This window comes from Prevotella sp. E13-27, assembly GCF_023217965.1.
GTDB lineage: Bacteria > Bacteroidota > Bacteroidia > Bacteroidales > Bacteroidaceae > Prevotella.
The window spans coordinates 976,636-989,067 of sequence record NZ_JALPSC010000002.1 but is presented as its reverse complement, the minus strand read 5'-3'; the positions used below and the strand labels follow the sequence as shown (position 1 = coordinate 989,067).

At 47.2% G+C, this 12,432-nt stretch carries 18 protein-coding genes; 2 read left to right on the top strand and 16 right to left on the bottom strand.

The genetic code is table 11. The features are described 5' to 3' along the window. Positions 1 to 8 precede the first annotated feature (8 nt). The 16 genes from M1L52_RS13185 to M1L52_RS13110 form a co-directional block, all read right to left on the bottom strand. On the bottom strand, positions 9 to 950 hold the full coding sequence (locus M1L52_RS13185) for an alpha/beta hydrolase-fold protein (protein WP_248615506.1): 942 nt from the start codon (positions 948 to 950) through the stop codon (positions 9 to 11). A gap of 104 nt (positions 951 to 1,054) precedes the next feature. After that, positions 1,055 to 1,876: an acyl-[acyl-carrier-protein] thioesterase gene (locus M1L52_RS13180; protein ID WP_248615505.1), complete on the bottom strand. Its 822-nt coding sequence runs from the start codon at positions 1,874 to 1,876 to the stop codon at positions 1,055 to 1,057. A 3-nt stretch (positions 1,877 to 1,879) separates the two neighbouring features. Further along, positions 1,880 to 2,500, bottom strand: coding sequence for a flavodoxin family protein (locus M1L52_RS13175; protein WP_248615504.1), 621 nt, complete (start codon positions 2,498 to 2,500; stop codon positions 1,880 to 1,882). 29 nt (positions 2,501 to 2,529) lie between these two features. Beyond that, a complete protein-coding gene (locus tag M1L52_RS13170; protein WP_248615503.1) occupies positions 2,530 to 2,955 on the bottom strand; it encodes a hypothetical protein in 426 nt (141 codons plus the stop codon). 27 nt (positions 2,956 to 2,982) lie between these two features. Then, positions 2,983 to 3,720: a DUF1349 domain-containing protein gene (locus M1L52_RS13165; RefSeq protein WP_248615502.1), complete on the bottom strand. Its 738-nt coding sequence runs from the start codon at positions 3,718 to 3,720 to the stop codon at positions 2,983 to 2,985. A gap of 15 nt (positions 3,721 to 3,735) precedes the next feature. Next, on the bottom strand, positions 3,736 to 4,440 hold the full coding sequence (locus M1L52_RS13160) for an acyl-[acyl-carrier-protein] thioesterase (protein WP_248615501.1): 705 nt from the start codon (positions 4,438 to 4,440) through the stop codon (positions 3,736 to 3,738). A gap of 26 nt (positions 4,441 to 4,466) precedes the next feature. After that, complete coding sequence (locus tag M1L52_RS13155; protein ID WP_248615500.1) at positions 4,467 to 5,123, bottom strand: flavodoxin family protein; 657 nt, start codon at positions 5,121 to 5,123, stop codon at positions 4,467 to 4,469. 19 nt (positions 5,124 to 5,142) lie between these two features. Continuing rightward, on the bottom strand, positions 5,143 to 5,571 hold the full coding sequence (locus M1L52_RS13150; protein WP_248615499.1) for an MmcQ/YjbR family DNA-binding protein: 429 nt from the start codon (positions 5,569 to 5,571) through the stop codon (positions 5,143 to 5,145). Positions 5,572 to 5,581: 10 nt separating this feature from the next. Further along, positions 5,582 to 6,658 carry a winged helix DNA-binding domain-containing protein gene (locus M1L52_RS13145; RefSeq protein WP_248615498.1) on the bottom strand — a complete coding sequence of 359 codons (1,077 nt, stop codon included), beginning with the start codon at positions 6,656 to 6,658 and terminating at the stop codon, positions 5,582 to 5,584. Between the two features lie 24 nt (positions 6,659 to 6,682). After that, positions 6,683 to 7,387, bottom strand: a complete 705-nt coding sequence (locus M1L52_RS13140; protein WP_248615497.1) for an SDR family oxidoreductase — start codon at positions 7,385 to 7,387, stop codon at positions 6,683 to 6,685. Between the two features lie 27 nt (positions 7,388 to 7,414). Next, on the bottom strand, positions 7,415 to 7,813 hold the full coding sequence (locus M1L52_RS13135) for a hypothetical protein (protein ID WP_248615496.1): 399 nt from the start codon (positions 7,811 to 7,813) through the stop codon (positions 7,415 to 7,417). A gap of 11 nt (positions 7,814 to 7,824) precedes the next feature. Further along, positions 7,825 to 8,325 (bottom strand): nucleotidyltransferase family protein, encoded by a 501-nt coding sequence (locus M1L52_RS13130; protein WP_248615495.1) that lies wholly within the window; start codon positions 8,323 to 8,325, stop codon positions 7,825 to 7,827. Between the two features lie 11 nt (positions 8,326 to 8,336). Next, positions 8,337 to 8,978, bottom strand: a complete 642-nt coding sequence (locus tag M1L52_RS13125) for a CatB-related O-acetyltransferase (protein WP_248615494.1) — start codon at positions 8,976 to 8,978, stop codon at positions 8,337 to 8,339. 10 nt (positions 8,979 to 8,988) lie between these two features. Next, positions 8,989 to 9,567, bottom strand: a complete 579-nt coding sequence (locus tag M1L52_RS13120) for a DapH/DapD/GlmU-related protein (protein WP_248615493.1) — start codon at positions 9,565 to 9,567, stop codon at positions 8,989 to 8,991. A 37-nt stretch (positions 9,568 to 9,604) separates the two neighbouring features. Then, positions 9,605 to 9,979 (bottom strand): MmcQ/YjbR family DNA-binding protein, encoded by a 375-nt coding sequence (locus tag M1L52_RS13115; protein WP_248615492.1) that lies wholly within the window; start codon positions 9,977 to 9,979, stop codon positions 9,605 to 9,607. Next, positions 9,976 to 10,662 (bottom strand): nitroreductase family protein, encoded by a 687-nt coding sequence (locus tag M1L52_RS13110; RefSeq protein WP_248615491.1) that lies wholly within the window; start codon positions 10,660 to 10,662, stop codon positions 9,976 to 9,978. The genes M1L52_RS13115 and M1L52_RS13110 overlap by 4 nt, the downstream gene beginning before the upstream one ends. 164 nt (positions 10,663 to 10,826) lie before the next feature. Between M1L52_RS13110 and M1L52_RS13105 the strand changes: the two genes are divergently transcribed. Next, a complete protein-coding gene (locus tag M1L52_RS13105) occupies positions 10,827 to 11,882 on the top strand; it encodes an MBL fold metallo-hydrolase (protein ID WP_248615490.1) in 1,056 nt (351 codons plus the stop codon). A 4-nt stretch (positions 11,883 to 11,886) separates the two neighbouring features. Then, positions 11,887 to 12,393: a methyltransferase family protein gene (locus tag M1L52_RS13100; protein ID WP_248615489.1), complete on the top strand. Its 507-nt coding sequence runs from the start codon at positions 11,887 to 11,889 to the stop codon at positions 12,391 to 12,393. Positions 12,394 to 12,432 lie beyond the last annotated feature (39 nt).

Genomic DNA, 12,432 nt, shown 5'->3' with positions numbered 1-12,432 from the left:
GTCAAAGTCTATTTACTCTGTTTGAACAGCCAGTCGCGAACTGCGGCAATCTTATATCCATAGTCGAAGGATGCCATGTGCTCCATGCCCTTGCCCGATTCGGGGAGTACGCTTCCTGCCTCCCAACGGATGAAGTTGATATTGCCGTCACGGGCAATCAGTTTTTCTGCCAACTTCTCTTGTTCCGCAGACGGCAATTTTGCACTCCATGATGCAGAGTCAACACGGGCATCATTCTCCTTCAGCACCTTTGCCAGGTCTCTCATGCCACCCGATGCCTTCTGGTCGCCACCAGCTACGACGTAGAAGAAATGCTTCTTGCCGAAGTCCTGCATTTTCGAAGTGTCCCACTGGCTACTGACGAAGAGCGAGGCGGCAAAGAGGTCGGGATGGGTGATGTTGAAGTAGAACGACATCATGCCACCCATTGACTGACCTGTGGTGTATAGACGGTTGGTATCTACATTGTATTCCTTGCAGAGGGTCTGAAGCAGTCGGATGGTCATTTCTACCTCGTCAGTGGTGCTCCAGTCATCCTGCACCGCCCATTCCGTGTATTGGGGAACCAGGACGAATGAAGGATGCTCTTTCTGATCCCTGTCTGAGGCGAACTCCAATGCTCCATAGCCCTGAGTGAGCGGAGCCGTCACTTCCTTTCCTGCAGTACTGGCATCAGCCATGAAGAGCACTAAGGGGAGTTTCTGACCTGCCTCTGCACCTTCGGGAATCAGCAGATTATACTCCATCGTCTTGCCTGTCAGTTCATCGTTGAACGTCAGTTGCTTGAACTTGCCCAGTGCTTCCTGTTTCAATGCCACGAAAACGCTGTCAGAATCTTTGTTAATCACCATGCGGCCACCTTGGCGAGTACCACGTTCGCCACCCTTTTTCTGAGCGCAGGCTGTCAGGCACATCACACCTACTGCCAATAAAAACATTACTTTCTTCATATTTTTTTGGAGTGTTTCGTGACGAGGCACTGGTCTCTGCCAAGACCTTTCAAATTATTGACTTTACTTCTTGTTTGCGAAAATCCGACTTATCTATTAGCATTTTATAAATGCCTGTTCAGCACTTCGCTGACTTCTGGTATTGCAGGCTGTTGCTGCCATCTGCTCATAAGTTCACAGACCACTATGTCCTCCGCATTCGTAAGCGTATGGAGGTAACTACCATCATCTATGTGAGACATGTGGCAAGTTAGAGTTTCATCAAGATAGGTCTCATGCAGCCAGTGGACGATGACGGATGTCAACGTCTGCGAAGCCAGCACTTCGTCGGGCATGGTCAACAGGGCAATAGTGACATAGCTGCGGTTGCTGACGTGGAAATTAAAATCAAGGTCAAGACGTGTTGCCCGATGCCCCATCTGCATGTCGAACGACTGCGGTTTGGGGAACCGCACTTTCTTATGACTGGCAGTCATCAGTTCAGGCACCACTGTCAGCTTATCGACAAGGAAATCGGTTGTTTCCAATCGCTTGGTGTCGAGATTGAGGATGTTCCACCGACTTGTGCCAGAGGCTATTAACTGCTCGTTCTTGCCTTGCAAGCGACCTGAGGTCGAGCGATCCTTACGGACAATGCGGAAATCGCAGTAGATGCGGAGTGAAGTAAGTTCGCTCACCCATATCTCCACCGTGAAATCCTCCGACCAGTATGTAACCGTCGGTCGTATGTCCATCTGCACCTCCGTGATGACCCACATACGATGCTGCTTCACGATGTCGAAGGCAGCCACATGGTGGATGGTCATCAGCCGGGCGAAACTGTCCTGGAAGTACATCAGCATGACATTCGGCGTTAGTCTGTACAAAGGCGTGATGTCCGATGCCGTGGCTGTGTAGGTATGTCTGTATTTTCCGTTTGTAATCATTCTTTATCTGATAAAGTTCATGCCCTGCCATGGTTCACGCTCAGGATAGTCAGGCTGATCATCGGCGTGGATCTTCTTCAGCAGCCATGCCATGTTGTCGGCCAATGTGCGCATGGTCTGCATACCCTCGGTGTCCTGTGTCACTTCGCCTGGAGCCATGCCGTAGGCGATGTTCCAGTATTGTGAGGTCACGATGGGCATGTTCATCATCTCGAACATCAAGTTCAGTGTCTGGTAGGCAGCCGAAGCACCACCACGGCGACAAACGGCAACTGCTGCCGCAGGCTTGTCCTGAACCTTGGCACCCGAGAAGAAGGCACGCTGGAGCACGACCATCACCGCTCCGTTGGGCTGACCGTAATAGACGGGCGAGCCAACGATGAGTGCATCAGCCTCGTTAAGTTTCTCTACGATACGGTTGCAGATGTCATCATCAAAGACACAATGTCCCAGTCGTTTCATCCGGCACTGTCCGCAGGCAATACAGCCACGGACGGGCTTGTTGCCCAGCTGGATGATTTCTGCCTCTACACCATTTTTCTCTAATTTGTTGGCAATCTCAGTGAGTGCTGTAAACGTGTTGCCTTTCTTGTTGGCACTTCCGTTTAATAGTAATACTTTCATAATCGTATTTGTTAGTTTTGTTCTTTTCGTTAATACCACTTATACCCCTGTTCCTTGCAGTAGTCGATGGCGGGCTGGAATCCCTGAAACGTTGCCTTGTGAATCCATTTCAGCCCTTTGCGCTCATCCTTGGGAACGCCTGTGCCAGTCATCAGACGCTCGAGCTCTGCTCGCTTGCTACCGAAGGGACGCAAGAACCAGCCTGTGGCGAACTGTGCCTGAGCATCACCGCCATTGGCCGCCAGCTCATACCTTTGAGCATCCCCGTTAATCGGGGAAGCGGCGTAAGCCATAGGGGCAAACATTCTGTTCATCGCCTTGGTGTTACCCTTGTAAGCCTTGACCTTTGGTCGAGACACCTCACGCTCGGAAGAGTCGATGCATGCATCAATTTTCTCTCGCTTAATCGGTACCTTCTCACGATAGCCATCAGCCTTGTTACGTTCCTTGGGCATATGATTCTTAGACTGATAAATTAGAATTTACAAGTCCGGCTGCTGACCGTCGTGAGCCTTCCAAACACACTCGGTAATCTTCATGTCTGAAAAGAGGGCGGTGAATGATGATTCCTCTGGCGAACAGGCATATATGCCGAAACTGATTTCGTCGGCAGCAGCATACATGTGACAGATGCGCATATGACTGAAATTCTCGCCATCGGTAGAACATTCGATGCAGTAGTCATCCTCTCGGCGCGAGAAACGGTACCACATGGTCTTGACATCGGCAGGGATAGCCGTCGTAGCCCAATCAGAATAGCCCTTGTTGGTGGCTACGCTGCCTAAGTGCTGGAACTCGTCGTTCTCATATTCCACAGAACCTTTCAGCCAGTTCTCGCTATCCAGATACATCACGATGCCGCATTGGTCGAAGCGCTGGTGGCTCTGCGTGAAGTCGGTCTTCACCACGAAACTGAAGAATTTTTCCTTTGTCTTCATCTGTAGCACGGGCGCATTGTCGTTCTGGAAGTGATAGTACGTGCGCTGCCATAGGTCGGTGTGCGGAGCGGTAGTGATGGCTATGGTATCACCTTTGACCTCAAAGGCTTTAGGCTCCCTCGTCCATTGCAAAGCATTCAAGTCTATGCGCCCGCTATCGGCAAGTGCCACCTTTACGTCGTCCACAAAGTCGGTTGTCTCCACCTTATTTTCTCTACTACCGCAACCCGTCAGAGTTGCTGTTGCTACTGCTGCCATAAGCATGATGTTTTTTATCTTCATAATCGAATTACTGTGTCATTTATTGAACTCAATGATGGCACTCACCTCACTCCCTATAGACAGGGAAATGATGATACCGTCAGCTGTTTTGTAAATAGTAGGAGTCAGACAATCGCCAAGCTTGGCTGCTACCCGATATTCTACCCGTAAGCCGCTTACCACAAAATCCTCCGGCAACAGTTCCATCGCCATGCGGACATAGTTGGCATTGTTCAGATGCTTGTTGTAATCGATGTCGGCACGAAGCACCTTAATCGGCTCCAGCACTTCACCTTCCGTCTTTGGCAGGATGATGCGGCGGTCTTTGTAGTTCATCTCCAGCTGCGGCTCCAGCTTCATTGATTGTATGGTCGCATCGTCCACACGCTTCAGTTTGCCAGCCACCTTGTCAACGAACGCTCCCATGCTCCATGTCTTGTAGCAGGGATTTCCCTGTGCGTCGTAGATGAACGTATTGCGGAATCCGAACATTGGCTTCATGCCATAGACGGAGGTTGTCACCGTCAGTTCCTCTTTGTAGTCAGGCACACGGATAACCTCAACCTGGCGTGTAGCTAACAGCTGCGCCATATTCTGCTGCAAGAAGTAGTCCTTGACTTCCGGCTCGCTGTCGATCCACATCTCTGAGCAGTCCTGCATCATCTGGAGAGCTGAATAGAGTTTCAGTTTTCTTTCGCTGTCGCAGGTACTTGTCGTTACTTTATAATTCAAACTGTACATGATTATTTCTTCTTTGTTTTAGTATGTTATTCCTTGGCCTTTGCCACCAGTCGCTTGCCCAGTTCGAAGGCTTTTTCGAGGTCGATGGGGAATTGCGTGTCGCGTACCTCTTCCTTGTGAACCTCGCTGAAAGTGGCGGCATCGTAGCGGTCGTAGTTCGGGAACTGATATGTGTCGTAGGAGCATAGTACTTTCGTAGGGCCGAACACACCGAGTTGCTGGGCAGAGGCGTCCATCAGGATATGATAGATCATCTGACGATATACTTCTTCATTAGGGCAGTTCATCGTATAGATGGTGGCCGAACAGATGCGCTTCAGTATGACGGGCTTGGAATAGTCGGAGTAGTTGACAGCGGGAAACTCCATTCGCTCCATAAAGGCACGTAGTGCTGCTGAGGGGTAGCCACAATAGTTGGGCGAACCGCACACCAGTACGTCGGCCTCCACAGCCTTCTGGAGTATGGGCTGCAGGTCGTCCTTGAAAGAGCAGACACCCTTCTTGCCTCCCTTCAGTTTGCAGGCGAAACACGACATGCAACCTTTGTAGTTCAGGTTGCGGTCGTAGAGGTTCACCAGTTCCACCTCAGCACCAGACTCTCTGGCACCATCCATGGCACGCTTCAGCAGCTGTGCCGTGTTGCCGTTCTTACGCGGACTTCCGTTGATAAATAATGCTTTCATAATTTTTGTGGTTTTAGAATTATATCTTCTTCGTTTTCGTATATTTAACCTTCGGTTGAATATGCTCACGCTCGGCAGAATCCAAACGAGTTTGTTTCTGCTCTCGCTTACTCGCATATTTAATCTTTACAATCTCAAAAGAGTTTCGGGTCAGTTCCTTTAGCAGGTCATCAGGGGCAGTCAAGGGGTTGATGCCTATCCAATGCTTGGGCGATTCGTTATACGGATTGCCGATGCACTTGTATTGTGCCTTCAGGTCTTCGATGCGCTCAGGCTGGCATTTCAGTGATATGACAGAGAAGTCATTGCAATCGAAGAATGAGAACATATGTCCCATCACGTAGAACACCAATACCCCCTCTCCGTTCTTGAACTTCTGGAAAGGAAGTTTTTCTTCAATGTCTTCGCCTAATGACAGGCAATACTCGCGATAGTCTTCTATGTTCATACTGCATTTTTTATTTATTCCGATAACTACTGTATGATTGCCAAGCTTCACTTACATCAACAAATTCAAAGTTTTCTTCAAAGAAGGATGCTTGTAAGTTCTCTTTAAAAGGTGACCAATTACCACATACCGTTCCGTCGTAAGCTATTATTGGCTGAAAAATTCCGTTATTATTATGGGCACGATGCCTGTGTTCTGGAGGCAGTACGATGTCACGGGTGCCCCTCCCAGAAACACTCGGTAGTTTCTGGGCCCCTCCCTTATAACTGATGAGGTATTCATCGTATGGAGGAATCAGGAGGAACTTGCCTTTTCGGAATCCCCTTATGCGGCATTCTTCGGTCAGATATAACTCCCTGCCTTTCCACTTCTCCATGTGAATGCCGTTGCCAAGGAGTGCAATGCCTTTTCTACAGTCGCTGATGTTGAGTCCTGACCACCATACAAAATCCTCCAGTGTAGCTGGTTGGCGACTCTGGAAGTACTTATGAGTAAAGTAAGCCAACGCCTCGTCTCTGTCCATCTTTGCGGATGACTTTATCTTATCTGATGTTAGCGCGTAGGTGGCTTTGAGCGGTAACAAATCTCCACTACAAAGGATGCCTGCCATTTCTGCCATGCGGATATGATAAGACAGGCGATGGTCGTCCATCTTCAAACCTTTTTCTGCCAACGCCAGAACGAAATCATCTTTTGTCACACTCCTTTTGCCTGCTGCTGTCCGAACGAGAATATCTCTGACACGCATCAGTTCTTCATCGGGTATGGTTATTCTATTGCTGCTCATCCATCCCTTCGTGACGGCAATTGCTTTTGGAGCAAATAGGTCTATCATAGACCAGTAATCTTCAGCAGATACCAACTGCCAAGTGCCTCTCATCAGGTGCAGACGGATAATCAGTCCCTCATCAAAAGCTTTCTTGAAAGCCTTGAATGAAGGTTTGCGCGTGCGCATTGCCACAGCCCAGCGCATCATACGATACTCCTGTGCCTGCATGGCACCCATGTAGCTGACCACCTCAGTAGGTGTACTGAACTGTGGAGCGATGAGCTGCTGGTTGAGAAGTCTGATGGCAACAGGATTCATATCTCACATTTTACATTTCATATTTCAATTTAATGTCCAACCGTTATCGCCATGATATATCATCTGTCTAGTCATGCCGCCATCAATACAGATGTTCTCGCCCGTGATGAATCCTGCCTTGTCAGAGCAGAGAAAGAGCACCATATTAGCTATATCCAATGGATTTCCAACACGTCCTGCCGGTTGTTGAATGGCATCGGAACCTTCATAGACGGTGTAGGCCGTGTCAATCCACCCAGGCGATATACTGTTTACTCGCACCTTTCCAGCAAGACTGACTGCCAAGGCGTGAGTCAGAGCTGCAATGCCTCCCTTTGCTGCCGTATAGCTTTCCGTCTGGGGCTGACTCATACGGTCACGTGAAGAAGATATATTGACGATGGCCGCTCCTTTGGCGAAATGTGGAGCAAAGAGCTTTGTGAGATAGAACGGAGCTGTCACCCCCACGCTCAGGGCATATTGAAACTCCTCATAACTGCATTCGTTTATGCCCTTCATCAGTGGCAAGGCATTGTTGATGAGATAATCCACATGCCCATGCTGGGCAATCACTTCCTTGGCAAACTGCTCCAGCACCTGTTTGTCAGCAAGGTTACCCACGAAGTGGTCACCCTGCTGTTTATCGATTACGCAAACAGTAGCTCCAAGTTTCTCGAATTCTTCTGCTATACATCTTCCGATACCTTGCGCACCACCTGTTATGACGACTACTTTATCCTTGAAATCCATATTTGTGTCAGTTCGTTAAATTGGAATTTATGAACACCCGTCCCCTCTGTAACTTTGTGTCGGTATGATAAATCTACCTTGTGTGGTTGTACGGTCAAGACTGCCACAGGAACCGAACATAATGAACTTTGATGCTCCAGTTAGCCAGCTTGCAAGATGACATTGAGAGGATGCTACTGCTGAACCTATTCCTGACAGGTAGAAAGTTATCGTAACTCCTTTATAAGTTGTTTTATAGATATGCGTGTCGCCATTGCAAGCCGACATAGTTGCAATAATTTCAGATTCGTAGGAATCAAGTAAATGCCGATGAATTTCCTTCGAGAATATTATCAGGCATATATCTGCAAAATCTCCACGTCTGCCGTAGAAATCAAACAGATTGATCATTGGTTCAGTTTCAATATCATAACTATCAGTAATCATAGCATATTGAATCAGATGTGAGTTTTATATTGCTCCGGTATCTCAAGATTGAAAGTTCTGCATAACAACAGAACATCGTGGACATCATTTTCATCGTATTCATATCCAAGATGGAACTGTACCTGTGCCTCCGGGTTTATGCAGAACACCTCAATATTCCCGATTTTTCCTTTACCTGAGAAAGTTTCGCTTGGGAAAGTGTATCCGTCATATAGAATTCCATCTTCGACATATTCGAAACAATGCAGATCGATTATTCTTCCGTTGTCATCTTTCCAGACAGTATGGCTGTCGGTCGTATAGTCCATTATAACTTCTCTGTATCCCTTCCCTGTAATCACGGATATGGTTATACAGTAGTCTTTCTTCTCTACGAACAGATCGATGTCGTTATGTATTCTTGTTTCTCTGCCTATAAGTGCATCGACACCCCAACCGCCGTCCAAAAATACCTTTACAGATGCTTCAGACAGCATTTCAAGAATCTCATATACATCAAAACAAGTTACCATAAAATTCGAATTTATAGGTTTCTGATCAATGATAAATCACCACTTGACAAAGCTTTGAAATTGCGCTCAATTTTCTCAATGTCCCAATCCCACCATTTCAGTTGCAGCAGAAAGGCGATGAATTCGTCATCAAAACGCATCCTGACCACTCGGCAGGGATTTCCCACGGCAACAGCGTATGGAGGAATGTCTGAGGCAACAACAGAGTTGGCTCCGATAATTGCTCCGTCACCTATGTGAACGCCTGGCATGATGGTAACATGCTGGCCAATCCAGACATCATTGCCCACAACGGTATCACCCTTCAGAGGCAATTCATCTTTCACTGGAGCAATGGCACTTCCCCAGTCACCACCAATGACATAAAACGGATAGGTTGTCACACCGTCCATCCTATGATTGGCTCCATTCATGACAAACTCCACACCCTTGGCAATAGCGCAGAATTTGCCAATAATCAGCCGGTCACCTATGAAGTCGTAGAAATGAGTGACATGCTTCTCAAACTGGTCAGCACCATCCACATCATCATAGTAGGTATAGTCGCCGATGATGATACGCGGGTTCTTCACCACGTTCTTGATGAAGCAGAGGCTTGGAATCTTCGGATTCGGAAAAGCCTCATTGTGGTTGGGTCTATTATTGATTTCCATAAATTCCGATTTATCTGTCTTTTATCTCTATCTTTTTTATCAGCTTGGCTGGAACGCCACCAACAATGGTATTCGGTTCAACGTCCTTTGTCACTACTGCACCAGCAGCTACTACGGCTCCATCGCCGATGGTTACTCCAGCAAGTACGGTGGCATTGGCTCCAATCCAGACGTTTTTGCCGATGTGAATTGGTGCATAGCTCATGCTCTGACGGTTGGCCGGGTCAAGGTCGTGATTGATGGTTGCCAGCACGACGTTGTGACCTATGAGTGCACCCTCGTCGATGGTGATGCCACCTTGGTCTTGGAACTTACAACCCATGTTGATGAAGACCCGCTCGCCAACGACAGTGTTCTTGCCGCAGTCGGTATGAAACGGAGGAAACATGCCTACCGTCTTGGGCACTTCACGTCCCCAAAGCTGTTCCAGCAAATCGTGCAGCTGCTCTGGAGTATGATACTTGCCGTTAATCTCAGCCGTAATCTTCAGTGCCTCCTGTGACAGCTGATGGAACATCATGTGGACATCACCACCGCCAACGACGGGTTTGCCCGATGCTATGTAATCACGAAATTCTTGTATTGTCATTGTTCTTTATTTCCATTTTACCACATCTAAATCATTCTTATACAGGCACATACTTTGAGCGAATAGCCTTTGGAAGTTTCGATGCAATGAGTTGGTAGGACTCTTTAATCAACACCTTTACTATTGCTTCGTCCATTTCTTCGTAATAGACATCGCTCCAGTGCGTCTTGTTCCAATGATAAGCGGGTCTCACGGCTGAGAATTGTTCTCTGAGTTCGATATTCCTGTCTGGTGACAGTTTCAAGGCAATTCTTGCAACTCCGTCCTTCATATCATACTTGCCACCGCCTAACCATAGGCAGACGAAAATCTTTCCCTCCAAGCGGAAGTTAAGAATATCATCACCAAACGCTTGGTCTTCGGTCACTCCTGGGAGTGACAACGTGTACTCTCTGACTTGCTCAATGTTCATAACCACTCAAAATTTACTTCTCCGGCACCAATCTCAAAGTGGTATTTGGCAATGCCTAAATCCATCTTTGTATAACCAATCATGGAGAAACCTTTCTTTGCCCTCACTTGATGGCGATTGTTTCTCATACCGATATACTCAAACGAAAATTTCTGCTGGTTTACGGCTGTTGGAGCAAGCAAAGCAGCTTCAATTCCTTTCTTGAACCATGATGGAGTGATGTCACTGGCATTGCTTACTTGCTCGACGGTCTTGATTTTATGACTGACACCTTGTGTCTCACCATAGCCAATGGCAATGTAACAAGCTATCTTCTCGTCTTCGCCAAGCTCATACGTTCCTGACACCTTCGAGTACGAGAGACCTACCCAGCATGTGTTCAAGCCAAGTGTCTGGGCCAACAGTACCAATTGCTCGCCATAATAGCCTACGCGCTCATCCAAGTCATCAGCTTTCTGTCCTGCCATGACGATATAGTTGCCTACATTACGGAACTTCCCATATTTGGCCATCGTTCCTAAGAATGCCTTCGGCTCGTTCTGAATAAGCTGTATATGCAACTTACCCTCACGGTTCAGTACCGCGATTTTCTCTTCTAGCACCTTGACTACATTCTCTGCCAACGGCTGTTCCTTATATGCCCTTACACTGTGACGGGCTTCAATGGCTTCTTCTAGGGTCATTTCACAAAACATATTAAATCTGGGTGTAAAGATACGAAAAAATGAAAAATTATTGCTATCTTTGTGCCAAGATTTAACAAAAGTTGAGTCTCGTGACGACTCGGACGTGATTCGTCTCAACACAAATGACAAGAAAAAGAATGAATAATTAGATTATCGAAGATATGAAGAAGATTCTTACATGCCTACTGGCTACGCTTGGGCTGACTTCCGCTTGTGGTCAACAGAATTTTGAGAATATCGATGTACAGGGATTCTCAGAGTTAATAACCAATCCTGACGTCATACTGCTCGACGTGCGGACTGCTGACGAATATGCGGAGGGCCACATCGAAGGTGCTATCCTGATAGACCAGAAGCAATCCGATTTCATGGAGAAAGCGAAAGATACATTACCAATCGATAAGACCATTGCTGTTTACTGTCGAAGTGGTCGCCGCTCAGCCAATGCAGCAGATAAACTGGCTGACATCGGTTATAAGTGTGTGAACCTCAAAGGTGGCATTATTGCGTGGAAAGAAGCAGGAATGCCTGTCACAACAGACACCTACGAGGTGGACGTATTCAAGACGAAAAGCGGCAAGACCGCGAAGTTCCATGCCCTGATACATGCTAGCATCCGCATTCAGTATGACGGCAAAGAGATTCAGGTTGATCCCGTGACGAAGTTGGGCGACAAGACAATTGACTATGCCTCCATGCCCAAGGCCGACTATCTCTTGGTGACTCATGAGCACTTTGACCACTTCAACCAAGATGCCATCAAGCTGCTGACAGGTGATAAGACACGATTCATCACCAGCCAGCGTTGTGCCGACATATATGGTTCTGGCGAGGTGATGAAGAATGGCGATAAACTGAAGATAGCTGATGATTTCACCATTGAAGCCGTTCCAGCCTATAACTATACCGAGGGACGCACACAGTTCCACCCCAAAGGACGTGACAACGGCTTCATCCTAACTATCGACGGACTGAGAATCTATATCGCTGGTGACACGGAGGACATTCCAGAAATGTCAGCTGTCAAGGACATCGACATCGCTTTCCTTCCCTGCAACCAGCCCTACACGATGACACCCGACCAATTGATTAAGGCTGCGAAAATCATCAAGCCCAAGGTGTTGTTCCCATATCACTACGGTCAGACAGATGTAAGCAGAATACCTGGACAGCTCAAAGGTGACGATATTGACGTAAGAATAAGACATTACGAATGAAAATATGAACCAATCTTTATCATTCAGCGTATTCAAGGCAATCATGGCATTGCCAGTAACAGTGTCCATCATTATACCATCACTGTTGTTGTATTTTTCTGGTTGGCAACCCAGTGATATTGTACTATGGAGATGCCTGATAGGTGTCGTGTGTTTCTTGGCTGGCGTACTGTTAGCGGTGTCCACGGTCAGGCTATTCTACAAAATAGGCAAAGGAACTCTTGCGCCATGGAATCCAACCAGCAAGCTGGTTATTTCCGGCCCTTATGCCTATGTGCGTAACCCGATGATTACAGGGGTTTTTCTGATACTCATAGGCGAGGCTTTGATATTGTCCACATGGGCTATCGGCATTTGGGCAATCGTATTTCTCATTATCAACATGTTCTATTTCCCATTGTCAGAAGAGCCTGGCCTGCGTAAGCGTTTTGGAAAGGAATATGAAGAGTATTGCAAGAATGTACCGCGATACATTCCCCGTTTTACACCCTGGAAACCAGTTAAGGAATAAAATAAATTAAGAAATATGGCATACATAATATATTATTCG